The organism is Corynebacterium mendelii (genome assembly GCF_017307055.1).
Classification (GTDB): Bacteria; Actinomycetota; Actinomycetes; order Mycobacteriales; family Mycobacteriaceae; genus Corynebacterium; species Corynebacterium mendelii.
This window is the reverse complement of sequence record NZ_JAFLEQ010000008.1, coordinates 712,342-738,217: the sequence shown is the minus strand read 5'-3', so window position 1 is coordinate 738,217 and position 25,876 is coordinate 712,342. Positions and strand designations below refer to the sequence as shown.

21 protein-coding genes are annotated in these 25,876 nt (G+C 64.1%); 3 read left to right on the top strand and 18 right to left on the bottom strand.

Features of this window, described 5'->3' with window-relative positions; genetic code table 11:
• Positions 1–68: 68 nt before the first annotated feature.
• Complete coding sequence (locus JZY06_RS06395) at positions 69–1,454, bottom strand: glycine--tRNA ligase (protein WP_207278687.1); 1,386 nt, start codon at positions 1,452–1,454, stop codon at positions 69–71.
• 472 nt (positions 1,455–1,926) lie between these two features.
• Between JZY06_RS06395 and JZY06_RS06390 the strand changes: the two genes are divergently transcribed.
• On the top strand, positions 1,927–2,394 hold the full coding sequence (locus tag JZY06_RS06390) for a Fur family transcriptional regulator (protein WP_207278686.1): 468 nt from the start codon (positions 1,927–1,929) through the stop codon (positions 2,392–2,394).
• 91 nt (positions 2,395–2,485) lie between these two features.
• On the opposite strand, the gene JZY06_RS06385 is transcribed toward JZY06_RS06390, so the two are convergent.
• The 15 genes from JZY06_RS06385 to JZY06_RS06315 form a co-directional block, all read right to left on the bottom strand.
• Complete coding sequence (locus JZY06_RS06385) at positions 2,486–4,072, bottom strand: hypothetical protein (protein ID WP_207278685.1); 1,587 nt, start codon at positions 4,070–4,072, stop codon at positions 2,486–2,488.
• Entirely contained in the window at positions 4,069–4,881 is an 813-nt protein-coding gene (locus JZY06_RS06380; protein ID WP_207278684.1) for an ABC transporter ATP-binding protein, read from the bottom strand. Before JZY06_RS06380 ends, JZY06_RS06385 begins: the two co-directional genes overlap by 4 nt.
• A 211-nt stretch (positions 4,882–5,092) precedes the next feature.
• Entirely contained in the window at positions 5,093–6,256 is a 1,164-nt protein-coding gene (locus JZY06_RS06375; RefSeq protein WP_207278683.1) for a VIT1/CCC1 transporter family protein, read from the bottom strand.
• A 13-nt stretch (positions 6,257–6,269) separates the two neighbouring features.
• Complete coding sequence (locus tag JZY06_RS06370) at positions 6,270–7,025, bottom strand: isoprenyl transferase (protein WP_207278682.1); 756 nt, start codon at positions 7,023–7,025, stop codon at positions 6,270–6,272.
• A 152-nt stretch (positions 7,026–7,177) separates the two neighbouring features.
• On the bottom strand, positions 7,178–7,945 hold the full coding sequence (recO, locus tag JZY06_RS06365) for a DNA repair protein RecO (RefSeq protein WP_207278681.1): 768 nt from the start codon (positions 7,943–7,945) through the stop codon (positions 7,178–7,180).
• A 28-nt stretch (positions 7,946–7,973) separates the two neighbouring features.
• On the bottom strand, positions 7,974–8,894 hold the full coding sequence (era, locus tag JZY06_RS06360; RefSeq protein WP_207278680.1) for a GTPase Era: 921 nt from the start codon (positions 8,892–8,894) through the stop codon (positions 7,974–7,976).
• A 192-nt stretch (positions 8,895–9,086) separates the two neighbouring features.
• Positions 9,087–10,415, bottom strand: a complete 1,329-nt coding sequence (locus JZY06_RS06355) for a hemolysin family protein (RefSeq protein WP_377768819.1) — start codon at positions 10,413–10,415, stop codon at positions 9,087–9,089.
• Positions 10,416–10,485: 70 nt separating this feature from the next.
• Entirely contained in the window at positions 10,486–11,115 is a 630-nt protein-coding gene (ybeY, locus tag JZY06_RS06350; protein WP_207278679.1) for an rRNA maturation RNase YbeY, read from the bottom strand.
• Complete coding sequence (locus tag JZY06_RS06345; RefSeq protein WP_207278678.1) at positions 11,112–12,107, bottom strand: PhoH family protein; 996 nt, start codon at positions 12,105–12,107, stop codon at positions 11,112–11,114. The genes ybeY and JZY06_RS06345 overlap by 4 nt, the downstream gene beginning before the upstream one ends.
• A gap of 164 nt (positions 12,108–12,271) precedes the next feature.
• Positions 12,272–13,117 carry a 16S rRNA (uracil(1498)-N(3))-methyltransferase gene (locus JZY06_RS06340; RefSeq protein ID WP_330617151.1) on the bottom strand — a complete coding sequence of 282 codons (846 nt, stop codon included), beginning with the start codon at positions 13,115–13,117 and terminating at the stop codon, positions 12,272–12,274.
• Between the two features lie 130 nt (positions 13,118–13,247).
• Positions 13,248–14,387 (bottom strand): molecular chaperone DnaJ, encoded by a 1,140-nt coding sequence (gene dnaJ / locus JZY06_RS06335; RefSeq protein ID WP_207278770.1) that lies wholly within the window; start codon positions 14,385–14,387, stop codon positions 13,248–13,250.
• A 569-nt stretch (positions 14,388–14,956) separates the two neighbouring features.
• Positions 14,957–15,976 carry a heat-inducible transcriptional repressor HrcA gene (gene hrcA / locus JZY06_RS06330; protein ID WP_207278677.1) on the bottom strand — a complete coding sequence of 340 codons (1,020 nt, stop codon included), beginning with the start codon at positions 15,974–15,976 and terminating at the stop codon, positions 14,957–14,959.
• Positions 15,977–16,088: 112 nt separating this feature from the next.
• The gene (gene hemW, locus JZY06_RS06325; RefSeq protein ID WP_207278676.1) at positions 16,089–17,264 is read right to left on the bottom strand and encodes a radical SAM family heme chaperone HemW; all 1,176 of its coding nucleotides are present in this window, start codon (positions 17,262–17,264) and stop codon (positions 16,089–16,091) included.
• Between the two features lie 58 nt (positions 17,265–17,322).
• Positions 17,323–18,015, bottom strand: a complete 693-nt coding sequence (locus JZY06_RS06320; RefSeq protein ID WP_242516670.1) for a hypothetical protein — start codon at positions 18,013–18,015, stop codon at positions 17,323–17,325.
• A 798-nt stretch (positions 18,016–18,813) separates the two neighbouring features.
• The gene (locus JZY06_RS06315; protein WP_330617159.1) at positions 18,814–20,649 is read right to left on the bottom strand and encodes an AMP-dependent synthetase/ligase; all 1,836 of its coding nucleotides are present in this window, start codon (positions 20,647–20,649) and stop codon (positions 18,814–18,816) included.
• 474 nt (positions 20,650–21,123) lie between these two features.
• Here JZY06_RS06315 and malQ point away from each other — a divergent pair, with 474 nt between their 5' ends.
• The gene (gene malQ, locus JZY06_RS06310) at positions 21,124–23,319 is read left to right on the top strand and encodes a 4-alpha-glucanotransferase (RefSeq protein WP_207278673.1); all 2,196 of its coding nucleotides are present in this window, start codon (positions 21,124–21,126) and stop codon (positions 23,317–23,319) included.
• 322 nt (positions 23,320–23,641) lie between these two features.
• On the opposite strand, the gene JZY06_RS12440 is transcribed toward malQ, so the two are convergent.
• Together JZY06_RS12440 and JZY06_RS12260 are read right to left on the bottom strand one after the other, a co-directional pair.
• Positions 23,642–23,770 (bottom strand): hypothetical protein, encoded by a 129-nt coding sequence (locus JZY06_RS12440; RefSeq protein ID WP_255568460.1) that lies wholly within the window; start codon positions 23,768–23,770, stop codon positions 23,642–23,644.
• 192 nt (positions 23,771–23,962) lie between these two features.
• Positions 23,963–24,280: a hypothetical protein gene (locus JZY06_RS12260; protein WP_242516668.1), complete on the bottom strand. Its 318-nt coding sequence runs from the start codon at positions 24,278–24,280 to the stop codon at positions 23,963–23,965.
• Positions 24,281–24,345: 65 nt separating this feature from the next.
• On the opposite strand from JZY06_RS12260, the gene JZY06_RS06300 reads away from it, so the two are divergent.
• Complete coding sequence (locus tag JZY06_RS06300; RefSeq protein ID WP_207278672.1) at positions 24,346–25,752, top strand: carboxylesterase family protein; 1,407 nt, start codon at positions 24,346–24,348, stop codon at positions 25,750–25,752.
• Positions 25,753–25,876 lie beyond the last annotated feature (124 nt).

Genomic DNA, 25,876 nt, shown 5'->3' with positions numbered 1-25,876 from the left:
CCGGCGGCGGCACGGCCCCCGGTGAGCGTGAAGCGGGGCCGCCGCCGGCAGCGGTGGGGGCGGGTTCACTAGCAGCCGGCCAGCTGTCCGGCCAGGTAGGTGACCAGTTCGTCGATACTGATGCGTTCCTGGGCCATGGTGTCGCGTTCCCGGACGGTCACGGCATTGTCTTCCAGGGAATCAAAGTCGACGGTGACGCAAAACGGTGTACCGATCTCATCCTGACGGCGGTAGCGCCGCCCGATTGCACCGGAGGTGTCGTAGTCGATGTTCCACAGGCCGCGGAGCATCTCGGCGACTTCCTCGGCCAGCGGGGTCAGGGTGTCTTTCTTCGACAGCGGCAGCACCGCCACCTTGACCGGCGCGAGCCTGCGGTCCAGCCGCAAAACAGTGCGCTTGTCAACCCCGCCCTTGGCGTTGGGGGCTTCATCCTCGTGGTAGGCGTCAACCAAAAACGCCATCATGGACCGGCCCAAACCGGCCGCGGGTTCGATGACGTACGGGGTCCAGCGCTCCCCGGACGCCTGGTCGAAGTAGCTCAAATCCTCGCCGGACCCCTTCGCGTGGGTCGACAGGTCAAAGTCGGTGCGGTTGGCCACGCCTTCCAGCTCACCCCACTTCGACCCCTGGAAGTCGAAGGCGTATTCCACATCCACGGTGCGCTTGGAGTAGTGCGAGAGCTTTTCTTTCGGGTGCTCGTACAGCCGCAGGTTCTCCGGATCGATGCCCAGATCGACATACCAGTTGAAACGGTGGTCGATCCAGTACTGGTGCCAGGTCTCGTCTTCGCCGGGTTTGACGAAAAACTCCATCTCCATCTGCTCGAACTCGCGGGTACGGAAGATGAAGTTGCCGGGTGTGATCTCGTTACGGAAGCTCTTGCCCATCTGGGCGATACCGAACGGGGGCTTCATCCGGGAGGTGGTCATCACATTTTTGAAGTTGACGAAAATGCCCTGTGCGGTCTCCGGCCGGAGGTAGTGCAGGCCTTCTTCGTCATCGACCGGGCCGAGGAAGGTTTTGAGCATGCCGGAAAATTCTTTCGGCTCGGTCCAGTTGCCGGGTTGGCCGGTTTCCGGATCGTTGATGTCGGCCAGGCCGTTTGCCGGCGGGTGGCCGTGCTTTTCCTCGTAGGCTTCCAGCAGATGGTCGGCACGGTAACGCTTGTGGGTGTGCAGGGATTCGACCAGCGGATCGGTAAATACTTCCAGGTGCCCGGACGACACCCACACCTGGCGGGGCAAAATCACCGACGAGTCGAGACCGACAACATCACCGCGGGCAGTCACCATGGAGCGCCACCACTGCTTTTTGATGTTTTCCTTCAATTCCACGCCGAGGGGACCGTAGTCCCACGCGGACCTGGTGCCGCCGTAGATCTCCCCGCAGGGGTAGACGAATCCACGCCTCTTGCACAGGTTGGCGACGGTGTCGATCTTCGATTGCTTGGCCACGAGAGTGATGGTCCTTCTACGAGATGGGGTACATGGAAAAACGGTCCCGGAGCGCTGCCGGGGACACTGCCGGCCGCCGGAAAAGACAACCGTTTGGCCGGTGCCACTGCGTCACCTCCGGCAAGCCGGAACATATCTGAAATGCGCTTGACACAACGTCCCCGCCGTGCATGTGGCACCGGTGCACCATCATAGCCGCCCACCACATCGGCATGGTGTGCCGGCCTTATGGGAAGAACAACCCTTATTGGAAAAGGAATTCCCGAAGATCAGACATGCCTCACCCCTGCAACGAAACTGACAATGCATCTATTATGCTGGTAGATAACACTTTGAGGGCATCGCCCGCCAGGCGGCTAACCCCGGTCGGCGACAGCAGCGCGTAGGCTAGTTGAAAATCGACCCGGCCGAACATCCGCAACCGGCTGAGCCGACAGCACGCCCTCCCCCAGATTAGTGAGGTAGATCACCTATGACCGCGACCGAGAACAAGAACATCCCGAAATTGGGCGTTCGCAGCACCCGGCAGCGGGCCGCTGTCGTGGAGGTGCTGCGGGATCTCGACAATTTCGCTTCCGCGAAAACCATCTACGAGGAACTGTCATCCCGCAACCATTCGGTGGGGCTGACCACCGTCTACCGGACCCTGCAGTCGCTGGCCGAAATCAATGCGGTCGATGTGCTGCACATGGCCTCCGGGGAATCGCTGTACCGGTCCTGCGACAATGAGCGTCACCACCACCACCTGGTGTGCACTGAATGTGGTCTGACCGTCGAGATCTCCGGCGGCCCGGTGGAAAAATGGGCACGCGAGGAATCCGGTAAATCCGGTTTCGTCATGACCGGGCACACTGCCGAAGTTTTCGGTTTGTGCGCCCAATGTCACGACAAAGGGGCAACCGCCCCCGCCGCGGCGGCCGGCGGGGCACACCACGGGTAAGGACACACCCGGCCACGACGGCTTCTGCTGCCGGTTGACCAACCATCAGGGGCACCCACCGGGTGTTGCCGCGGCTTATCCCGGCTCGGGGCTAGACGTAGCGGTTGACTCTGCCGAAGATTTCCGGCCAGGTTTTTTCCAGCCTGCCCGCCGAAATGCGGAACCCGATGACGGCGACCATCACGCCCAGGAGCAGACATAGCACGATCCCCGACCAGTACCAGACCATGGAATGGGTGAGTTTTTCCGCCACCATGATCATGATGATGCCCGGGGCCAGGGGCAGCCAGACACCCAAAAGGGAGCCGAAGGCGGTGATGAAAGCCGCCGAACTGTAGCCGGATTTATCCTTGTACGGGTTGGTTCCGGGGCGGGCCGTGGGAAAAGGATTGAACACCGACAGCAGGCAACCGAATCCTGCCCCCGAGATCATTCCCGCGAAACAAATGACGCTGACAGAAATCCACGTCTGGTTGAAGTCCTTGAAAAACCCCAGCGCCATCTGAATCAAGACGAACATCGGCACCGCAATGACGGCCATGGCCGCCACCCGGGAGAGCAGCATTTTTCTCGCGTCCACTCCGGCCACCAGGTGCAGCCAGTTTCCCGGGCCGTCGTAGCCGAGGGTGTTGGACAGAATCTGCACCCCGAACAGGGCCACCATGAAACCGCCGTACCACTCCAGCGGATTGGATTCGTTTGCCAGCCCTATCACCATGAACATGGCGGCGAACAGGGGCATGGTCACCAAAGACACCAGCAGGCGCCTGTCCCGGCGGAAATAGATCAGCTGCCGGGAGGCAAGGGAACCGGTGAGGCTGTCGGGCATCCCCGGCACCATGACGGTTCCTTTGGTCGACAGCCGTTCGGCTGACCCGGTCTCGGTGACGGTGACCAGCCCCTGGGCGATATTTCTGCGCCACAGGGCGATCCCGGCCGGCAGCAGCACCACCGCCAGGACCAGTTGGACGGCAGTCATACCCCACCGGCCATCGGCGGCCGTTGCGGCCATGCCGCCACCGGCACCGAAGGGGGTCCACGCCATGATCCGGTCGAACCGGCTCATGTCGGCTTCGGGGTTGATGTTGTTGACAACCAGGTTGAACGCCATGATCGCCACCATCACGCCGAAGCCTGCGACCATGCCGAGTTTTTCCTTGACTCCCCGGCCTTTCGGCAGGCCGAGAGCCACGGTGGACAGTGCCTCACCGCCGATGATCGACAGACATCCGGCCAGCACCACCCCGCACGCCCACACAGCGATAGCCACCGACTCCCCCGCCTCGTGGAGGGCCGCGGCCCCGAAACCGAAGGTCATCAGCGAGTTGACGATCACCAGCAGCCCCCGGGACTGCCAGATGGCGGCAATCATCAGCCCCGGCATGAGGTCTTTCGCGGTGACCGGAAGGGCCGCGAACCAGGCGGGGGTGAGCTGGTTTTCACTGCTGGGATACAGCAACGACAGCATCCAGTAGGCCAGCACACCAATCGCCAGGGGCCGGGCCAGAGCGTAGTGGTTGGCGTCAACAAGATAGGCGTAGTAGACAGCAAAACCCAGCCCCAGCGCGGACAACCATCCGTAGAGCCAAACGACAACAATATTGATCCAGGCGGCGGCTTCTTTTTTCAGCACCCTTCTCAGCAGGGTGCGGTGGAGGGAAAACAGTGTCTTCGTCACGGCTGTTCACCTGCCGGGGTAACGGTGTCGGTGATATCCAGCCAATCGAGGGTGTCGCCGGAGATGTCACTGCCACCGACCAGGGACACGAACGTTTCAGCCAAACTGTTGCCTTGGCGGACCTCATCCAGGGTTCCCGCGGCACACACCCGCCCATCGGTGATTAAAGCCACATGGTCACAGGTTGTTTCCACCACTTCCATCACATGGGAACTCATCATCACCGTTCCGCCGCCGTGGACGAATTTCGCCAAAATATCTTTGATCACCCGGGCGGAAACCGGGTCGACGGCTTCCAGCGGCTCGTCGAGCACCAGCAGCGACGGCTTGTGCAGCAGGGCACCCGCCAACAGGATTTTCTTCGTCATACCGGCGGAGTAGTCGACGATCATTTTATCGCCCGCGTCCATCAGCCCCAGGGCATCCAGCAGACTGTCCGCCCGGTCGGCAATCACAGCGGTGTCCATGCCGCGCAGCCTGCCCAGATAGTCAAGGTATTCCTTGCCCGACAACCGGTCGAACACCGGCAGCCCATCGGCCAATAATCCAAACGACGCCTTGGCTTTTGTGGCATTGCCGCCCCAGACATCGTGGCCGTTGATGAACACGGTTCCCGAATCGGGCCGCAGCAGGCCGGTGGCGATGGTGATCGCGGTGGTTTTACCGGCCCCGTTGGGTCCGACAATGCCGTAGAAGGATCCGTGCGGGATATCCAGACTCAACTCGTTGACGGCGATCTGATCGCCGAATTTTTTGCTCACCTGCCGCCAGGCCAGTGCCTGGGTGGTGGGATCGGTGAAGGTATCCATGGGCCTTGTCCTCCCTTGATATGGATGCGGAAAAACCGTCGGCCAACGATCCCCGGGGCCACCGCGCCCCACGGTGGTGGCTTGTTGTTCCGGTGTTGGCGAAGACCCAGGTTACACCAACCAGCCAACCATCCCGCCGGTCCAGGACAAGCAAATGGACCGGCACACCGCCTGCACCCGGCAGGATGCCCGCCAGGTGTGAACAGGCCCGCTAGCCCAGGGAAACCCCCAGGGCACGGCCCAGTCCGAAGGTGACCACCGCGGCCCCCAAACCAATCGAGACCTGGATGAGTGCCTTTTTCACCGGGGAGACCCCGGACAGCATGCCGACAACAGCGCCGGTGCACAGCAGGGCGACACCGACCAGCACACAGGCGGCCACCGCCGCCGCCGTGGAGGCCATACCGACGATGAACGGCAGACAGGGGATCAGGGCGCCGGTGGCAAAAAACATGAAGCTGGATACCGCAGCCGACCATCCGGAGCCGACAACTTCCGGGTCATCGGTCGGTTCCACTGCCCCGATCACATCCCCTATCCGCTGCGGGTCACTGGCCCGCTCCTGCCTGGCGTTGATTCCGGCCAGTACCCTGGCCGCTTTGTCCCGGGCTTCGCCCTCATCCATGCCGCGCGCCCGGTAGACCAGCGCCAGCTCATTGGCGTCGACATCGAGTTCGGGCAGCTTCTCGGCGGCCAATGGATCCGGGGTGGAGGCTTCCAGCAGTTCCCGCTGGCTGGAGACGGAAATATATTCACCGGCCCCCATCGACAACGCGCCCGACAGCAGTCCCGACAGGCCGGTCAGCACAATAATGCCGTTGTTGCTGGTGGCACCGACCACCCCGAGCACCAGCGCCAGATTGGATACCAGCCCGTCATTGAGGCCGAAGACCGCGGCCCGGAAATTACCGGACATTTTCTCCCGGCCCTTGGCGGCCAGTCCCCTGACGATTTCGGCGTGGATACGCTCGTCGGCGGCCATCTGGCCGGTGGCGTCGGTGTCGTGTTCGTAGGGGGTGCGGGTTTCAGCGGACTGCAAAAGCGCCAGCGTGAACACGGAACCGAAGTGCCGGGCCAGAAATACCATCATGCGGGTTTTCAGACCCGGTGACTGCGGTGCACCGATCTCCTCGCCGAGCCGGTGCTGCCAGTACGTTTCGTGGCGGGCTTCGGCTGCGGCGATATTGAGCAGGATTTCCCGTTCAACGCCTTTTTTCTTCCGGGCGAGCTCCCGGTAGACGGCAGCTTCGGCGCGTTCTTCGGCCAAATACCGGCGCCACCGTTTGATCTGCTGTTTGCTCGGCGGGGTTTCGCTGCCGGTGTCCAACAAAGTGGTGTCACCCCCGGTGGCGGTATCTTTTTTGCGTTTAGCCATGGAAAAACAGTCCTTACGCGCTAGGGCCGGTATTTCCCACGCCGCCGAAGCGGCGGTCCCGGTGAGCGTATTCGATAACGGCGTCGTACAGGTCCTGGGCGGTGAAATCGGGAAACAGCTTGTCCTGGAAAACCAGTTCTGCGTAGGCGGACTGCCACAGCAGGAAATTGGAGGTGCGTTTTTCCCCGGAGGGCCGCAGGAATAAATCCACATCCGGCATGTCGGGTTCATCGAGGAAACGGGAAAATGTTTTCTCGCTGATCTGCTCGGGCCGGAGTTGCCCTGCCCGGGCCTGCTCGGCGATGGCTCGTGCAGCATCAACGAGTTCAGCCCGCCCGCCGTAGTTGACGCACATCGCCAGCGTCATGGTGGTGTTGTTTTCGGTGAGTTGTTCGGCCTGTTCGAGTTCCTTGATCACTGACCGCCACAGGCGGGGCCTGCGCCCGGCCCAGCGGACCCGCACCCCTTTGGCGTGCAGGCCGTCCCGCTGGCGGCGCAGAACATCGCGGTTGAATCCCATCAAAAAGCGCACCTCATCGGCGGAGCGTTTCCAGTTTTCGGTGGAAAACGCGTAGGCCGACAGGTACGGCACCCCCAATGCGATACAGGCGTCGACGATGTCCAGCAGCACAGCTTCGCCGCGCCGATGACCTTCGGTACGCGGCAATCCCCGCTGCTGCGCCCACCGTCCGTTGCCGTCCATGACCAGCGCAATGTGTCGGGGAATGAATTCGGCCGGAATATCCGGGGGTTGGGGAAAATCGCTCACCCGCCCATTGTGCCAAATGGTTTGCCTTACCGCCCACACCGGTAACCGGCTGGTGGAAGCCGCTGACTTTGTTGGCCGGACCGAATTTTCAACTGCGTGCCACCACCATCATTGCGCACCGTCTGCGCGCCGCGGCCAGGGTTTCCTCCCCGCTAGGGTGTGGCGGTGATCTGTTCCAGGCTGGAGAAACCCCGCTCAAGATGAAACCGCAGGTGGGCGCAGGTCATGGCGTGCACTGAGGCCGCGGCCGCGGTGAAGTAGTGGCTGTCTTTGCCCGTCAGGCCGGTGGCCAGGGCGTCGATTTTTCCTTTTCTGCCGTGCGCCAGCCACCACATCAGCCGCAGCGCACCGGGCGCCGGGGTGAGTGCCCCCACCGGCCGGCACAGCCGGCACACTGCCCCGCCGGCCTGAGGGGAGAAAAAACCGTGCGGCCCGGGCGCACCGCACTGGGCGCAGTCGAACAAGCTGGGCAGCCAGCCGGCCCGGCCCATGGCCTGCAGCAGGAAACCGTCCACATCCACCACCGGATCGGGACTGTCTTTGAGTCCCTGCAGAAAATCAACCAGCAGGCCGAAAATCACCGGATCCGATTCCCCGGCGCCGATGATCGCCTGCCCGCAGTCAAGGGCCGCCACAGCACAGGTGTAGCGGGAATAGTCGTCGATGACCCCGGCGCCGTAGAAGGCGACGGTGTCGGCTTGGGCGATGCTGGCCAGGTTCTTGCCGGGATAGACAAGCACATCGAGCAGCACCAGCACCTGCAGGCGGGATCCGAAACGGGAGGTGGCGCGCCTGACACCTTTGGCCACGGCACGGACAATGCCGTGGTGTTCGGTCAACAGCACGATAACGCGGTCGGCTTCACCGAAGTCGTGGGTGCGCACCACCAGCGCCCGGTCCCGGTAGTTGGCCCGGGCCATGGGTTTTCCACCTTCTCGGTCGAAAAATCTAGAATCCGAGGCGCCCCAGCGCCTTCGGGTCGGACTGCCAGTTTTTCAGGATTTTGATCCTCAGGTCCAGATAGACGTTCGTGCCCACAAGCTCCATCAGCCCGGCGCGCGACTGGGTGATGATCCGGCCCATGCGGCGGCCGTCTTTTCCTTCCAGGATTTTTTTCTGCCCGGGCCGCTCCAGGTAGATCACCGCATGGATGTCGGTGACTCCCTCCCGCTGCTGGTCGGGCAGAACCTCATCGATTTCCACCGCCACGGAGTGCGGCAGTTCATCGCGCAAACCGGTCAGTGCCGCTTCCCTGATCAGTTCAGCCATGCGGGTGCGGGTGTCATCGTCGGTGATGTGGTCGTCGGGGTAGAACTTGGGGCCTTCCGGCAGCAGGGAGGCGATGACATCGGCGAGCACGTCGACCTGTTCGCCGGATTCGGCCGATACCGGCACCACTTCCTTGTCCCCGCCGAGCAGCTCGTGCAGGGCCTGCAGTTGCACCATCACGGCGTCCCGGCCGACTTTGTCGATTTTGGTGACAACACCCATCAGGGTGGTGGTGGGGGCCGATTGCCTGACCGCGTCCAGAATCCATTTGTCACCGGGGCCGATTTTCTCATCCGCCGGTACTGTCACCGCAATCAGGTCGACGTCGGCGTAGGTGTCTTTGACGATCTCGTTCAGCCGCTCGCCCAGCAGGGTCCGGGGCCGGTGCAGCCCGGGGGTGTCGACCACCACGATTTGGGCGTCGGGCCGGTGGACAATACCGCGGATGGGATGCCGGGTGGTTTCCGGCTGGTCGGCGGTAATGGCGATTTTCTCCCCCACCAATGCGTTGGTGAGAGTGGATTTGCCGGTGTTGGGCCGCCCCACGAAGGAGACGAAACCTGAACGGAATCCCTCGGGTGTGTCAGTGAAATTGGTCATGTTCCGGCTGTCTGTGTGGTTTCGGATAAAAGATGGTGCCGTTCGGTTGTCGGGAAAGAACTTTCTGTGATCTTTCTTTCCCCGTCGGCGGCACGGCTATGCCGCCGGCGCGGGTGGGGGCACCGGGTTTCCAGCCTACCGGCCGGGTGGGTGGTGGAGGCTAGTCGGCCGCTGGTGGTGCCCACCGCCGGGCTAGGTGTCGTCGGCTTCGTCGGCCACCGGTTCGTGGACGTCGACCACAATGGTGGTGACTTTCAGCCGACCGCGGCGGTCCCGTCCGCCTTCGGCGGACAGGGTCAGTCCGGCGATGTCGACGACAGTGTCGGGAAGCGGGACTTTGCCCAACTGGTAGGAGATCAGTCCGGCCACGGTCTCCACTTCGTCGACAATGTCGTCGTCGAAATCGATGCTGTGGCCCAGATCCTCTTCGATGACGTCGGCCAAATCCTCCAGGGTCAGTCTGGCCAGCACCCGGTAGCGGCGGTCACCGAGCCGTTCCACCGGGGCTTTTTCGCCCGCATCGTATTCGTCGGCGATTTCACCGACGATCTCTTCCAGAATGTCCTCGATCGACAGCAGCCCGGCGATTGCGCCGTATTCGTCGACGACCAGGGCGATGTGGTTGCGGTTGAGCTGCATTTCCCGCAGCAGGTCGTCGAGGTTCCTGCTCTCCGGGGTGAAGCTGGGTTTACGCATCACCTCCGCCACGGTGACCGATTTACCGGAGTCGGTGGAGGTGTAGGTTTTGGCAACCAGGTCTTTCAGGTACACCACGCCGACAATGTCGTCGACGGTGTCACCGATAACCGGAAGCCGCGACAGCCCGGAGCGCACGCACAAAGCGGTCGCGTCCCCGGCGGTGGCGTCGTGTTCGATCCAGATCATTTCCGGCCGGGGCACCATCACCGAGCGGGCGGTGGTCGAGGCCAGGTCGAACACCGACTGGATCATGCGGCGTTCCCCGACCTCGACAATGCCGTGTTCCTGGGCGATGTCGACCATTTCCCGCAGTTCCACCTCGGTGGCAAACGGTCCGGCTTTGAACCCTTCCCCGGGGGCGAGTTTATTTCCCAGCCACACCAGGATTTTGCTCACCGGACCCAAAATAACCGCCAGCACCGACAGCACCTGCGCCGACTTCAGCGACACCGTGTACGGGTTTTTCCGTCCCACCGTCCGCGAGAGCACACCCACAATCGCATAGGAGACAAAGGTGACCGCGGCGATGGCCGCCACCACGGCCCACACATCATCGTCGATGACATGCAGCGCCAAAGCCGCGGCACACACCGCCGCCGAGGCTTCCAAGAAGGTCCGCAACAGCACCAGCAGGTTAATGTGGTCGGGCCGCCGCCGCAGCACTTTGATCAGCGCCACCGCACCGGGCTGCTCATCGCGGACGAACTCTTCCACCCGCGCCCGGGAGATCGCCGAGACGGCGGATTCAACTGAACCTATGGCACCGGAGGCCACCATCGTGACAATGGCGCCGAGGGCGAGAAGAACATCATGTGTGGTCACAGGGTTTACTGCCGCCTGGGTTGGGGATATGAACAGCACCGGCAGGAACTGCCGTCCGTAAAAACAAAAGTCACGCCATTGTATCCGGTGGCTGCGGTGTCTCGCGCACGGCGGGTTCAGCGACCGGTGGAATCGAGCCGAGTTGTTTCATCTGTTTGTCCAGATCCTGCCGGTCGGCCGCCGAGGGGAAAGCCCCCAGACCCGTCGGCTTGGGCTGGTAGACCACCCCCCGGCACTCCACGTCGTCGTACCAGGCCTTCAAAATGGTGTTCTGCAGGGCGAACATTTCTTTCTCCCCCTCGGCATCGGCATGGTCGTAGCCCAGAAGATGCAGGCAGCCGTGGACGGTCAACAGCGCCAGTTCGTGGTCCAGGCCATGCCCGGCCAGCTGCGCCTGACGCCCGGCGAAGTCGGGGCAGAGCACAATATCGCCGAGCATCGCCGGACCGGGATCAGCTGCATCCGGCCGCCCGGCCCCCGGGGAGAGTTCATCCATGGGAAAACTCATCACATCGGTGGGGCCTTCCAGATCCATCCACCGCACATGCAGGTCGGCGATGGTTTTTTCCTCCACCAGGGAGATGGTCAGTTCGGCGGCCGGATGGACATCCATCCGGCCCAGCGCGAAACCGGCGACATCGATGAGCATCATCTCGTTGATGCCCTCGGCCCCGGATTCGTTGACGACCTCGATACTCATCGGTTGTTCTCTTCCCTGCCGCGTGCGGCGTTGTCTTCCCAGTCGGCGTAGGCGTCGACAATAGCGGCCACAATGTGGTGGCGGACGACATCGTCACTGGTTAATTCGCAGAAACGGATGCTATCCACGCCGCTGAGGATACGCCGCACCACTTTCAGCCCGGAATGCTGCCCGCCGGGAAGATCGACCTGGGTGATGTCACCGGTGACCACCATTTTCGAGCCGAAGCCCAACCGGGTGAGAAACATTTTCATTTGCGCCGCGGTGGTGTTTTGCGCCTCATCCAAAATGACGAAGGCATCGTTTAAGGTCCGTCCGCGCATGTAGGCCAGCGGGGCGACTTCGATCACCCCGGCTTCCATCAGTTTGGGGATGATCTCCGGATCGACCATGTCGCGCAGCGCATCGTGCAGCGGACGCAGATAGGGGTCGATTTTCTCGTCGAGGGTACCGGGCAGAAAACCCAGTTTCTCCCCGGCTTCCACCGCCGGGCGGGTGAGAATGATCCGGGAGACCTGTTTGGCGTGCAGTGCCTGCACGGCTTTGGCCATGGCCAGATAGGTTTTGCCCGATCCGGCGGGTCCCAGTCCGAAAACGATCGTGTTGTCGTCGATGGCCTGAACGTAGTCTTTCTGGCCGCGGGTTTTCGGCCGGATGACTTTGCCGCGGCGGGCGATGATGTCGCCGCTGACCACCCCGCGGACACTGGCCGGCCGGTCATCGGTGACCAGGCCGGCGACATGTTTGACCGTCGCCGGGGTGATTTCGTGTTTGCGCCGGGCCATCGCGGCCAGTTCGTCGAGAATCCGCACGCACCGGGCAACCCGTGGCCCGGGTCCGGTGACGGTGGCGCGGGTTCCGCGCACAAACACGCTGCAGCCGGAGAGTTCCTCGACTGCTTTGAGATTGTCGTCGGCTGTTCCCAGCACCGCAGCTGCGGTGCTCTCATCCAAATCGTAGGGGCAGCTGATCAGCGACTCGTTTGCTGGCACGTGGCTTTTTGCCTCACTTCACGGTTGAAAGAAAAACTCCCCCGCGGCGGGGAGCGCCACTGTCGGTGACACCGCCGCGGAAAAATCCGGCCCCGATTGGCCAGGGTTTTTTAAACTTCGGGTGGGCACCAGAGTAAGTCAGCGGGCTGTCCTGCTGCCACTTTCTACCAGCGCCCGGTCAGCACGCTGACGGCCACACAGGCCGCCATGGCGGCTGTGACCGTGCGAAAGACCTCCGGCCCCAACAGTGCCGGGATGGCCCCGGCGTCAATCAGGCGCTGTTTCTCCCCGTCCCCGATCCCGCCCTCCGGGCCGACAATGACCACCACGTCACAGCCGCTGAACAGTGCGTCCGGATCTGTGTCCCCGCCCACCGGGCCAGCGGCGATCCTGTCCCAGACGGCTAGGCCGGTCAACGGCTGCCGGGCGTTCTCGTCCAGGACAATGACCACACTTCCGTTGTCGCGGACGCGGGCAATATGCCCGGCCAGCTGCGCTGTGGTGACCATATCGGTGACCCGGGGCACGGTGGTGCGGCGCGACTGTTTGGCGGCCTCAATCGCGGCGGACCGCCACTTGGCCTGCGCCCGGTCTTTTTTCGCGCCCTTCCATTTGGCGATGCAGCGCTCCGCCTGCCAGGGCACGACCACCGCGGCACCGGCCTGGGTGGCCAACTGGACCGGGGATTCCGCCCGGTCCGATTTCGGCAGTGCCTGCACCACCGCGATACCGACGGCGGGGCGTGCTCTTTCTGCACCCCCGACAATGGTTCCCGTCAGCCGGTCTTTGCCGGTGGTGTCGGTCACCCGGACTGTGGCGGCAACGCCGTGGCCGTTGGTGACGGTGATCGTGTCACCGCAGCTGATCCTTTTGACGGTCACCGCATGGAAACCCTCGTCGCCGGTGATGGTCACCGACTGTCCGGGGCCGTGTTCCAGCACCGCCGCGGCGGCGGCGACCGCCTGCGGATCCTGCGGGCAGCCGTCACACAAAAACACCGGATCTGTCACGGCTGGATCGCTTTCTGTGGTGGTGGTTCGGTTGACGGTTCGGTTGATGAAAAACACGCCCCCGCCCCGGGCGGCCTGCCCGGGGGAACTGGCGGCCGCCGGGGCACGGCGGGAGGCAAAACTGAGGATGCTACTGGCGGAAGAAACGGCGGCGCATCCGGGAAAACAGTCCCTCGGATTCGTCGTTGGCGCTGAGCACACTGACTTTGTCGTGGTGGCTGCGGTGGTGTTTCAGCTGGCCGAGCAGCTTGCGGGATTTATCATCCAAATCGGTGGGCACCACCACATCCAGGTTGGCCACCAGATCACCGAAGCCTTCCCGGGGTTTGGGCATGCCCGCCCCTTCCACCCGGATGCTGGCGCCGGGCTGCTGGCCGGGGGTGATGGTGATGGTCACCGGCTGCCCGTCGGGGCCGTCGACCGTTGTTTCACAGCCCAGGGCGGCATCAACCATCGGTACCTTCAGCCGGCAGTGCAGATCATCGCCGTCACGCACCAGCACCGGATCCTGCTGGACTTCGACCTGCACATACAGGTCACCGGCCGGTCCGCCGCCGGGGCCGACCTCGCCCTGGCTTTCCAACTGGATGCGCATGCCGCTGTGGATTCCGCGGGGAATGCGCACCGTCAAATCCTTGCGGCTGCGCACCCGGCCGTCACCGGAGCAGGCGGTACAGGGATCGGGGATGATCTCGCCGGTGCCCTCACAGTTGTCGCACACCCCGACGCTGACCACATTGCCGATAAAGCTGCGCTGCATTTTCTGCACATGCCCCTGCCCCTGGCAGACGGTGCAGGTGGTGGGTTTTTTCCCGCTCTTCGATCCCGAGCCGGTGCAGTCCGGGCACAGCACGGCGGTATCGACGGTCATCTCCTGGGTGACACCGGTGTAGGCCTGCTGGAGCGTGATACTGGTGTGGACCAGCGCATCCTCGCCGGGACGGCGCCGCGGGATCGGCCCCTGGGCGCCCCCGCCGCCGAAGAAGGCATCGAAAATATCACCGAAGCCGCCGAAACCGCCGAAGCCGCCGGGGGCACCACCGCCGCCGCGCTGCTCCATCGGATCCCCGCCGGCATCGACGATGCGTCTTTTGGTCGGGTCGAGGAGAATCTCCTGCGCCACCGAGATTTCGCGGAATTTCTCCGCCGCTTCCTCACTCGGGTTGACGTCAGGGTGGTAGGTTCTCGCCAGTTTGCGGTAGGCCTTTTTGATCTCGGCGTCGGTGGCGTTTTTGTCAACGCCCAGAATGCCGTAGTAGTCACGCGCCACGAAAGTCAACGTTCCTTTTTGTACTCGTCGGTCAAGCTTCGGTTATTCACCATGTCATGTCGGTGCACCCGCGGGAGAAACCACACGGTGCGGCTTGTGTGCGGTGCGCACAACTCCGAGGCCCATCGTATCGGGTGCCCCGGCCAGCCAGTCACCGGGGCTTTTCAAGCACCCCGCGGGACAAACCAACCAACGCCCGCCGCACCGGGTTTTATTCCCTCTCCCCGGCACAAAGCGGCCGGGTAGTGCCGCCCCCTTCCACCGCAGATGCCCCCGGGCGGGTGTGGTCCCCTCCCCCGGGTGGGCCGCACAAAACGACAATCAGCTCCCGGACACCGCGGTATCGCAGGCTGCGGCGGGGCCGGTTTCCCTTTCCCCGGCACGGCGCGGCACCACAGACACGGCACCAGGAAACAGGTGGCGGCCGACGGTGGGGATCATCCTTTTTTTCTGACTCATCCCCGTGCTGCCGCAGGACCAAAGCCAACGGCACATCACGGCCGCAAGTGCACTCCCGTTGTCGCCGCCCCTGCCGCCCCGGCAGCAGGGGCTTGAGGAAAACACGGCGGCTATTTCCCGCCGAGCACCCGGCTGACGTAGCGGGCGACGGCAGCAACTTTGGCGATGGTCTGCGGGTAGTCCATCCAGGTCGGCCCCACCACGCCCATCCCGCCCAGCGGCACTTCCGCCGTCCCGTAGCCGGTGGTGACCACACTGGCCGCATGCAGGGTTTCGGCTTCGTTTTCGTTGCCGATCGACACCGACACCTGTCCGGTGTCAGCCGCCGACGCCAGAAGCCTGAGCACGACCACCTGTTCTTCCAGGGCGTCAAGCACCGCCGGAAGACCCACCGGGAATTCACGGGTCAGATTCGACGCGCCGGCCAGAATCATCCGGTCGCTGGGGGCTTCCACCAGTGTTTCGATCAGCACGGTGGCACAGGCGACAACCGGGGTGCGGATATCGGCCGGGGCGGTGTCGGCCACATCGGCCAGCGCCACGGACGCTTCGGACAGTGTTTTGCCGCCCAGGGCGGTGTTGAACAGTTCTTTGATCCTGGCCAGGGCCACCATGTCCAGCACCTGGTCGACGTCGACGTTTCGTTTCTCCACCCGGCCGGAGTCGGTGATCAGGACCAGCAGCACCCGGCCCACGGCCAGCGGGACGATCTCCAGGTGCAGCACCCGGGAGGCCGACAGGGCGGGCAGCTGCACCACAGCGGCCTGCCGGGTCAGTTGGCTGAGAAGCTGCACACTGCGGCGCAGCACGTCTTCGGTGTCAACGCCGTCTTCCAGGAAACTCAAAATCGCCCGGCGTTCGGGTGCTGACAGCGGTTTGATTTCCTGCAGCGTGTCGACAAACAGCCGGTAGCCCTTCTCGGTGGGGATACGGCCCGAGGAAGCATGCTGCTGGACGATGTAGCCCTCCGATTCCAGCACCGCCATGTCGTTTCTGATCGTCGCCGAGCTGACCCCCAGCCGGTGGCGTTCCACCAGGGTTTTGCTGCCCACCGGCTCCTGGGAGGCGATGTAGTCGGCAACGATGGCGCGCAGCACTTCGCGGCGGCGTTTCTGGGTCTGTCCGGTCATCGGTGACAGCCTGCCTAACGTGGTCGGTGGGAAGTACGGGAAACTCTGTCCCCCAAGGGTAGTGGAGCACCGGTGGTAAGCAACCGGCATCCGGCGGGCAGCCGACGGGCGTTTAGTCCTCGGCGGCCAGCAGCGCGGCGATGATTCCGTCGGCCAACAGCCGCCCGGCGCCGGTGACCGCCAGCCGGGTGGTTCCCGCCGCGCGGAAGGTGTGCAGCAGGCCGCGGCGGGAATATGCGGCCGCTTCCGCCTGCGCCGCCGCAGACAGGCGGGAGATGTCGATACCCTGTCTCAACCGCAGCCCGAGCATGATCTCTTCGGTGTGGCGGTCGGCGGTGGACAGTGTTTCACCGCCGTCGACCGCCGACTGTCCCCCCGTGAGCATGGCGTGGTAGCGGAAAGGATGTTTGACGTTGAAAAAACGCCTGCCGTCAATATGGCTGTGGGCGCCGGGCCCGGCGCCCCACCAGTTCGCCCCGCACCAGTAGCCCATATTGTGCCGGCACATCCCGCCGGGGGCCGCCCAGTTGGAGACTTCGTACCACTGCATGCCGGCACCGGATAAAGCGGTGTCGATGAGCTGGTAGCGGTGCGCGAGCACATCATCGTCGGGGGCGGGAAGAATCCCTTTGGCCACTTTCCGGGCGAAAGCGGTGCCGTCCTCGACGATCAGCGAATAGGCGCTGACGTGGTCGACACCCGCCGACAGCACCGCGTCGAGAGTCGCTTCGACATCCGCATCGGTTTCGGTCGGGGTGCCGTAGATCATGTCCAGATTAATGTGGGAAAAACCCGCCCGGGCGGCTTCCCCGGCCGCGGCCACCGCCCGCCCGGGGGTGTGCCTGCGGCCCAGTACTTCCAGCACCCCGGCACTGGCTGACTGCATGCCCAGTGACACCCGGTTGTATCCGGCCTCGCGGATCGCGGCGAAAAATCCGGGATCGGTGGATTCGGGGTTGGATTCGGTGGTCACCTCAGCGCCGGGGGCGATACCGATGGTGCGGTCAATCGCCCGGTAGATGCGTGCCAGGCCCCGGCCCCCCAGAAGCGAGGGGGTTCCGCCGCCGACGAACACTGTCCCGGCAGGCCCCGGGGTGGAGCTGTCGGCCAGCTGTGCGGCCGCCATGGCGAGTTCTTTCTCAAGAGCCTCCAGATAGGCCTCGGGGCCGGTTTTGCCGTCCAATTCCCGTGGTGTGTAGGTGTTGAAATCACAGTATCCGCAGCGGGAGGCACAAAAAGGCACATGCACATACACGCCCAACGGCGGGGAGGAAAACACTTGCGGCATGGTCACTCAATCTAGGCCATGGCAAACCAGGCGGGAGAAACCGGGAGCCCGTGGGGTGCTAGGACACCAGCCCGCCGGAGGCCGCCGACCGGTTGTTCATGCGCGCCCTGACCCGGGCGACAACGGCGTCGATGCGGGCACGTTCGGCCAGAAACTCCGGCGGATTACTGCCCCGCATGGTCTGGCAGTAGACCGGGTTGCTGTAGCCGACACCGCTCAGCCAGGTCTCCACTGTGGTGGTCACCGCCTGTCCGGTACGGGAAAAAACCAGGGGCAGCGATGCCTGCTCGGGATCAATGGACGCCAAAACACAGCGGTCAGCCACCCAGTCGCCGATGGCTTCCAGCCGGTTGACGACAGTCTCGGTGCGGCCATCCAGGTTGGCGGCAAACACCCCGGCGGACACCGGCTGGCTGGACAGGGGGAAAGTGTCGTCAAGCTCCTGTTCAGTAACCGCATCCACCGCCGGGACTTCCCCGGTTCCCGGGGCCGCCACCGGCGCCGACAGCTGCCCGGCCCGCACCCCGCTGACCAGGGCGCGGCGCAGCCCGGTCAGCTCACTGACCACCCGGCGTGAATCGCTGCGGGCCTCGGCGAGAATGGCTGTGAATTCCGCCATGCAGTCCTCGACGAGTTCCACATCGAAGTCGGCGACGGCTTCGGCGAGGTTACCGATGTATTCGGAGACCTCATCACCGATATCGCACACTTCCTGTGTGAGCTCGCGGTGCCGCAGCGTGGCGGTGAGCATCTGCACGGGCCCAGCTCCTTTGAGAAAAAAGTCGTCGAAAATATCGCGTCCCACCAAGGGCACACGGTTTACCACCGACGGTTAGCGCCACCACAACGCCAGATAAGAAAAACCCGGCAGCCGGATGTGACCGTCGCACATGAAAACTCTAAATTACGGCTTGAGGGATTGCCCGCTACCCCGTTTTTTCGGCGTGCCGTCGCCATGTTTTCCCGCATATTGGTTCTCCCCCGCCCAGGCCACTGCTGTCACGGCACCGTTTTCCTCCACGCCAACAGGCCACCGGGGAGAACAAAAAACACCCACCTGCACGGGCGCGTGGGCGGGAAGGAGTTGCCGGTGCGCCGCAGTGCGGGTGGGTGCGGGAAGGATAACTGTCAGGTATATCCGGCCCAAACAGGGTTGGGAGCGTTTGCCCGGCCACGACGAAATTGCCGACAAACACCCTGTCAGGACTGATGATATCGCCCGGCTCCCGCGGCAAACGAATGCGCGGCACCGGAAAAACCGCCCCAAGCTGCCCCTATAGGGTATTGACGACCGCGTGTGGGCGGGAGTTTGGTGTATTCCGTACACGGGGACCGCACGCCCCGGGTCCCGGTGTGCCGTCAGCGCCTTTTGTGTGCTCTTGCTGGATGGTTGGAATCACCGGGCGGGCAGCGACGACGTGAGGCCATCCCCCCGCCCGCCACCCCAACGTCGACCGGCCCCGACGGGATGTCGGGGCCGGTGACTGGCTTTTATGATCTGTCGCACACCCTTGCCCGCCCACCCGACCGGGGGTGGGCAGGCCGGGTGTTACCGCCGCTTGTAGAGGTGATCGATCTCTTTTTTGAACCGCCGGGTGACAACGTTGCGTTTGATTTTCATCGTCGGGGTCAGTTCGTTTTCCTCCTCGGAAAGATCCCGGTCGAGGATGTAGAACTTCTTGATCGCCTCGGCATGGGAGACAGTGGAGTTCGCGTGGTTGACCGCATCCTGGATTTCGGCCCTGAGCACCGGATCGGTGACCAGGTCGGAGACGGTTTTCCCGGCCGGGATGTTGCGGCCCGCCTTCCACCGGGTGAAGGCTTCGTCGTCGAGTGCCACCAGCACACCGATGAAGGGTTTGCCGTCACCGACCACCAGGGCCTGGCTGATCAGCGGGTGGCTGCGCAGATGGTCTTCCAGCGGACCGGGGGAGACATTTTTCCCGCCGGCGGTGACGATGAGATCTTTTTTGCGCCCGGTGATCACCACATGCCCGGTCTTTTGTATTTCACCCAGGTCACCGGTGTTGAACCAGCCGTCCTCATCGATGGCGCCGGCGGTGGCTTCCTCGTTGTTCCAGTAGCCGTCGAACAGCATCTCACCCTTGACGCAGATTTCGCCGTCGCCGTTGATTTTCGCGCTCATCCCGCCCACCGGTTTACCGACGGTGCCGATGATGTTGTCGTTGAAGTTGACGGCCACCGCGGCGGTTGTTTCCGTCAGTCCGTAGCCCTCGTAGACGGTCACCCCGATGCCGCGGAAAAAGTGCAGCAGTTCCGTGCTCATCGCCGAGCCGCCGGAGATCGCGTAGTCGACGCTGTTGCCCATGGCCGCGCGGATTTTCGAGTAGATCAGCTTGTCGAAACCGGCATGTTTGATTTTCAGGGTGCGGGACGGCCCTTCCGGGGTGTCCAGGGCTTTGGAGTACTCCTGGGCGCAGCGTTCGGCGGCCAGGAATGTCGCCGCCTGCAGCGGCCCTTTGTCCTGGGCATTGGAGTAGGCGCCGTTGCGGACTTTCTCGAACACGCGCGGCACCCCCAGAATCAGATTCGGCCGGGCACGCTGGAATTCCACCGACAGCGAGGAGAAATCGGACCAGTGTGACTGGGTGGCCCCGGAGATAGCCACCGCCAGGCTGACAGCCCGGGAAAACACGTGCGCCAGCGGCAGGAACGTCAGTACCCGCGAACCGGGCCGGGCGATCTGGCCGATCGGGTGGGTCAACAGCCCGCGGACCTCCGACAGCCAGTTACGGTGGGTCAGCCGACAGCCTTTGGGCCGTCCGGTGGTGCCGGAGGTGTAGACCAGGCTGGCCAGATCATCGGCGTGGGTGGATCTGATTCTTTCCCAGATGACCTCGTCACTGACCCCGCGGCCCTCGAATTTCAAGGTGGCGATCGCCGAGGAGTTGATCTCCAGGATGCGGCGCAGCTTCGACGGCGAGTCCTTGATTCCGGGCGCCCCGCCGGGGCCGAGTTCAAGGTGCTTCATCAAATCGGTGTGGTTGATGGTTTCAGTCACCGCGAACACCGCCCCGGAGTCCTCGATGATCCACTGGATTTGGCTGAAAGAACTGGACCCGTAGACCGGGACGCTGACCGCCCCGGCGGCCCAGATGGCGAAATCGAGCAGCGACCATTCGTAGCGGGTCTCCGACAGCAGCGCCACCCGGTCGCCGAGTTCCACGCCGTTGGCCACCAGGCCTTTGGCCACCTCGAACACCTCGTCGACGAACTCTTTGGCGGTCACATTGACCCACTCGTAGTTGGCGGGCTTGGTGAACATCACCCCGTAGGGACGTGCCTGCGACAGCGCTATCAAAGAGGTGAGACAGGTTTCGTCGGGTCCCACATCGTAGGTGGCCTCTGTCGTGTACTGGTCCACGGTCACTTGGGTTTGTCTGCTTTCTTTCTGCTCGTACCGGGCAGCCGGTGCCCGCCGACCATCCGACCGGTGGCCGGATACGGTCGTTGACGATTGTTGATGCCTTTTTCCTCGCCCGGTATCAGCGGCTGGGCCGGCCATCACGCGGCCACCGCAAAGCCGGGGACCGGGGCGCTCATGCGAGCCTACCGCCCGGTGTCCCGGACCGGCACATCCCGACCCGGAAAAAATCAGCGCGCCGGTGCGGGGCACACCACTGTCGGCGCACTGCCGGCAGCAGTGTCGACGGATCGTTGGGCAACCGACCGTGAGGAGCGGACCGAATAAACGGCGGGCACATCGTTCTCCCGGCGGGCACGGGGCACCGCCCGCACCACCCCGAATGCTTCGGCCCACCATCGTTTGGGGGGAGTTGCCTCCCCCGGATGAAATCTGAATCACACTACCGGGGGCACAGGTGGCAGGATAACTGGCGTGACTTTCAACGACGCACTGCATGAACTCGCCGAGCTCAACCGTGTCGCCACGGGCTACTGGGCGGCCGACGGACAATGGAGCGACGCCTCCGAGGACACCCTGGTCAAAATTCTTGCCGCCATGGGTGTGCATCTGTGTGAGCCTTCGCGACAACCCACGGAAGCCGACGTAGTGGCCGCCATTGAGCGCCACCACGACCGCCAGTTCACCCGGCCGCTGCCGCCGTGTGTCGTGGCCCGCCACAACACCCGGGCCGTGTTTGAAGTGCACGTCCATGACGGAAGCCCCGCCGAGGTGACCATCAGCCTGGAAGACGGCGGTACCGCACAAGTCACCCAGGTCGACAATTTTGTCCCGCCCCGCACGGTCGACGGACAGGCCTGGGGCGAGGCGTCTTTTGCGCTGCCCGCCGACCTGCCGTTGGGCTGGCACACCCTGCGGCTGGAATCCGATGGGATCAGCGACACCTGTTCACTGATCATCACCCCGCAGCGGCTGACCACCGGTGACCGCTACGCCGCCGATCCGGTCAGCGGGATTATGGCGCAGTTGTATTCGGTGCGCTCATCCCAGTCGTGGGCCATGGGTGACTTCAATGATCTGGGTCTTTTGAGCGAGGTGGCCGCAGCCCATGCGGGCGCCGAGTTCGTGCTGGTCAATCCGCTGCATGCGGCTGAACCCTTCCCACCGGTGGAGGATTCGCCGTATCTGCCGACATCCCGCCGTTTCGTCAACCCGATCTACATCCGCCCCCAGGACACCGCGGAATACGCCCTGGCCGATGCCGCCACCCGACAGCGGGTCGACGAGTTGGCCGCCGCCTGCCAAACCGGTGATTCCACCGCGGCGATCATTGAACGCAACCCGGTCTACGCAGCCAAACTGGAGGCACTGCGGCTGCTGTTCGCGGTGGACAACAGCCGGGACCGGCTGGCCGCTTTCGACGCCTACTGCGACCGGGAGGGCGGGGAGCTGGATGCTTTCGCCCACTGGTGTGCGATGGAGGAGCTGAAATACCGGCGGACCGGCCATGCGGTGGCCGGTGTCGACGGGAAAGCCCCCGCCGAAACCGACATCGACGATTCGGCCCCGGCGATGGTGGCCACCAAAACTTTCTACAAGTGGCTGCAGTTCATCTGTGACGAACAGTTGTCGGCCGCCCACCAGCGGGCCGAAAAAGCCGGCATGTCGATCGGTTTGATGGCCGATCTGGCCGTCGGTGTCCACCCCGGCGGGGCCTCGGCATCGACTCTGGGCGATGTGCTGGCCGCCGACGCGTCGGTGGGTGCGCCGCCGGACGGCTACAACTCCAAAGGCCAGGACTGGTCGCAGCCGCCGTGGCATCCGGTGAAGCTGGCCGAAGCCGGATACCACCCGTGGCGGGATATGCTGCGCACCGTGTTCCGCAGCGCCGGCGGAATCAGGGTCGACCATATTCTGGGGCTTTTCCGCCTGTGGTGGATTCCCCGCATGCAGTCACCGCTGACCGGCACCTACGTCCACTACGACCATGAGGCGATGGTGGGGATTTTGGCGCTGGAAGCCCAGCGCGCCGGGGCGGTTGTCATCGGTGAGGATCTGGGCACCTTCGAGCCGTGGGTGCAGGATTATCTGTCAGACCGCGGCATTATGGGCACCTCCGTTTTATGGTTCGAATCAGAGGCCGACGGGTCGGGGGCCAAGCACCAGAGCAACTACCGGACGATGGCACTGACATCGGTGACCACCCATGACCTGCCACCCACAGCCGGTCTGCTGCAGGGCGAGCATGTTCAGCTGCGCGAACGACTGGGGCTTTTGAACCGCCCGGTCGAAGAGGAAGACCGCGAGGACACCGCCTGGCAGAATTCGATCCTCAGCCGCGTCGCCGAGGCCGGCTGTTTTTCCGGAACCCCCCTGGAGGGGCACTGCTTCGACGGCGCCGGGCGGGATGACCGCGGGGATATCGCCGATCTGTTGGTGGGGGTGCACCGTTTTGCGGCCGGAACACCTTCGGCCCTGGTATGCACCGGGCTGGTGGACATGGTCGGCGACACCCGCACCCAAAACCAGCCGGGCACCACCCGGGAGGATTACCCGAACTGGTGCATCCCCCTGTGCGACGGCGACGGCCATCCGGTACTGATCGAGGATCTGCCCCACCATCCGCTGTTTGCCCGCATCGCCCGGGCGCACACCCGGCCGAACAGCTAGACACCACCGCCAAGGGACAACGCGGGGAAAAGACACCTCCCTCAGCTTGAGCCGCCTGACAACAACAACCCGGCGCATCCGCAGGTGGATGCGCCGGGTTGACTGCGTGGTGACTGTTTTCTTCGACAAACCCGCGGGTTTTTGCCGCATCACACGGCCAGGCGCAACCGCTGCGCCACAACACGCGTCCCGGCGGGGGCAGTGCGGGTGCGGGGGCAACAGCACACAGCTACCGGACCACGGCACCGGCACCTGTGGCATCCCGCCCCCGGCACGGGGGCAGCGCCGCGCCCGTTGCGCCGGGTGTGTTCCCGGTGACGTATCAGCCCAGTTGGCTGACCGCCCAGCCGATGACGACCAGGGCGATGAGCACCGCCAGCGCGATTTTCACGCCGGTGATTTTTTTCGGCTTGTAGCGCTGCTGGTTGTCGGTGGGTTTGTTCCCGGACATTCTCGCGGCCCTTTTCACTAGTCTTTTTCACCCGCCACCGGTGGTGGTGACAGGTCGGTCACCCTGTACTCCCGCGGGCCGGTGGGCGGTGCGGGGCAAGGCGTGCTGGGCAACAGTCTAGGTCGCGGGCGGAAAAGATCCACTCCCGGGTGCCCGCAACCGCGGCCGAGGCAACCGAGGTGACCGGCAGGCTCAGGTCTTTCCGGCCGCATCGGTGGGTTCAGTGTCGATGACGATGCGGAAACCGGTGGAAGAACGGGGTGTGCGGGGCGGCAACCCTGAGGGTGTGCGGGTGGCGGGGGTAGCACGGCCGCGGCGGCGCCGCCACCGGGTCAGGCGGGCGGCACACACATCGATGACAGTCAGATACAGTACGGCACCGGCCCCGCACAACGGCAGCATCACCGCGAACACCAGCGGCGCCTGCAGCCACAGCGGCGCCGACACCAGCCACTGCAACACCCCGTCAAGGGCGTTCCCACCCGCACCGGGGGCCGCCAGATCATCCATGCCCTAGATGGTAACTGCACCGCAGGCTGGCCGGGGCAACCATCCGGTTGATACATTTGTCTGGTATGGCCCTTTCACGCGACCGCACGGTCACTGTCACCTGCCCGGACGGAACCTTCACCGGAACAATCGACGACGCCCGCTACGTCTTCTACTGCATCCCCTACGCCACGGTGACAGATCCGTTCCTGCCGTCGACACGGCCGCAGCCGACGGCAGAGCCCGTCGACTGCACCACCCCGATGGCCCGGGAAGTCGCCCTGACGGTGAGCACCCCCGAAGGATCCCTCGACCGGGAGCGTGACCCGCAGCATCCGCCGCGGGATCTTCCCGTGATCGTGTGGGTGCACGGCGGCAACTATTCGGTCGGCCACCCGGACCGCCACCCCGGACAGCGCACCAGCTTCAACCGCGATGACGCGGTATTCGTCGGGGTGGGCTACCGGAAAAAATTCGCCGGATTCGCCACCTTTGACGATGATGAACCCGACCACTACCGGGGCATCGACGATGTGGCCCTGGCCCTTGAATGGGTGGCCACCAATATCGAATCCTTCGGCGGGGATCCCACCAACGTCACCTTGGTCGGCCAATCAGCCGGCGGCGGAATCGTGCTGTGGCTGGCCCGGAAAGACCACTACACCGGGTTGTTCCGCCGGGTACTGGCACTGTCGCCGGGATTTCCCCGCCAGTCGTTTCAGCAGCGTTCGGCAACCATCGCCCGGCTGGGGCGCACCGGTCTCACCCGGGCCGATTTCCAGTCCATGCCCAAGAAAAAACTCGACACCCTGTTTTCCCGGGTGCACCGGCGCTACTTCACCGACGCCACCGTCGGCCCGGCCGTGTTTTCCGCCACCGACCTGGCCGATGTGCCGATCTGGGTGTCGCAGGTACACGACGAGTTCGTCAACGATCCGGCGGCGGTGAGACTCGACAGGCTCAAACTGGGGGCGCTGTCGGTGGACCTGTGCAAAAACATTCTCGGCATCACCGGCTCCATCGACGACTACCTCGACTACTGCCGGGGCATCGATCCGGCACATATCTCCGGCAGGGCGGCAGGCGATGCGGTCATCAGCCAGTGGGTCGACGACGTCGCCACCAACGCCCCGGGCCCCACCTGGCTGTCCCAGGTTGTTCCCGGCACCACCGCCGACGGCGCGCCGCTGGCGGCCTACCACTGTTGTGATCTGGGCCTGGTTTTTCCCGACTTCGCCCATTCCCGGCGCATCAGCGAACTGGTGGGCAACCAGCCCGAACGCCTCGCCGGGGTGGCCCGCTGGTGGCACGGCAAACTCATCGATTTCGCCCGCGGCCAGCAGCCCGACTGGCCGGAATACACCCGCGACGACCGCCGGGCACTGTCGATCCCGTTGACCGGACCGGTCTCGGCGATCGGCCCGGTCACCGATCCCCTCCGCCAGGTCAGGGCCGCATTCAACAGCGGCAAGCCGCGCACCACCACCGGCTAGCACCGCCCGCATCACACCGGGGGTGCCGTATCCGCACGAAAAAAACGACAGCACGATGCGGGAAAAAGGCAGCGGACAACTGTTGCGGTTTTGTTGTTTTACCTGCGCAATACCACCGGATGAG

What these genes read in the sequence shown, in the direction of transcription:
- recO (WP_207278681.1), bottom strand. Translation starts at nt 7,945, where the DNA reads ATGGCCCGGGCCAACTACCGGGACCGGGCGCTGGTGGTGCGCACCCAC.
- ybeY (WP_207278679.1), bottom strand. Translation starts at nt 11,115, where the DNA reads ATGAGTATCGAGGTCGTCAACGAATCCGGGGCCGAGGGCATCAACGAG.
- JZY06_RS06300 (WP_207278672.1), top strand. Translation starts at nt 24,346, where the DNA reads ATGGCCCTTTCACGCGACCGCACGGTCACTGTCACCTGCCCGGACGGA.
- JZY06_RS12440 (WP_255568460.1), bottom strand. Translation starts at nt 23,770, where the DNA reads ATGTCCGGGAACAAACCCACCGACAACCAGCAGCGCTACAAGCCGAAA.
- JZY06_RS06320 (WP_242516670.1), bottom strand. Translation starts at nt 18,015, where the DNA reads ATGCTCACCGCCACGCTGCGGCACCGCGAGCTCACACAGGAAGTGTGC.
- JZY06_RS12260 (WP_242516668.1), bottom strand. Translation starts at nt 24,280, where the DNA reads ATGGATGATCTGGCGGCCCCCGGTGCGGGTGGGAACGCCCTTGACGGG.
- JZY06_RS06380 (WP_207278684.1), bottom strand. Translation starts at nt 4,881, where the DNA reads ATGGATACCTTCACCGATCCCACCACCCAGGCACTGGCCTGGCGGCAG.
- JZY06_RS06375 (WP_207278683.1), bottom strand. Translation starts at nt 6,256, where the DNA reads ATGGCTAAACGCAAAAAAGATACCGCCACCGGGGGTGACACCACTTTG.
- hemW (WP_207278676.1), bottom strand. Translation starts at nt 17,264, where the DNA reads ATGCCGCAAGTGTTTTCCTCCCCGCCGTTGGGCGTGTATGTGCATGTG.
- era (WP_207278680.1), bottom strand. Translation starts at nt 8,894, where the DNA reads ATGACCAATTTCACTGACACACCCGAGGGATTCCGTTCAGGTTTCGTC.
- hrcA (WP_207278677.1), bottom strand. Translation starts at nt 15,976, where the DNA reads ATGACCGGACAGACCCAGAAACGCCGCCGCGAAGTGCTGCGCGCCATC.
- JZY06_RS06390 (WP_207278686.1), top strand. Translation starts at nt 1,927, where the DNA reads ATGACCGCGACCGAGAACAAGAACATCCCGAAATTGGGCGTTCGCAGC.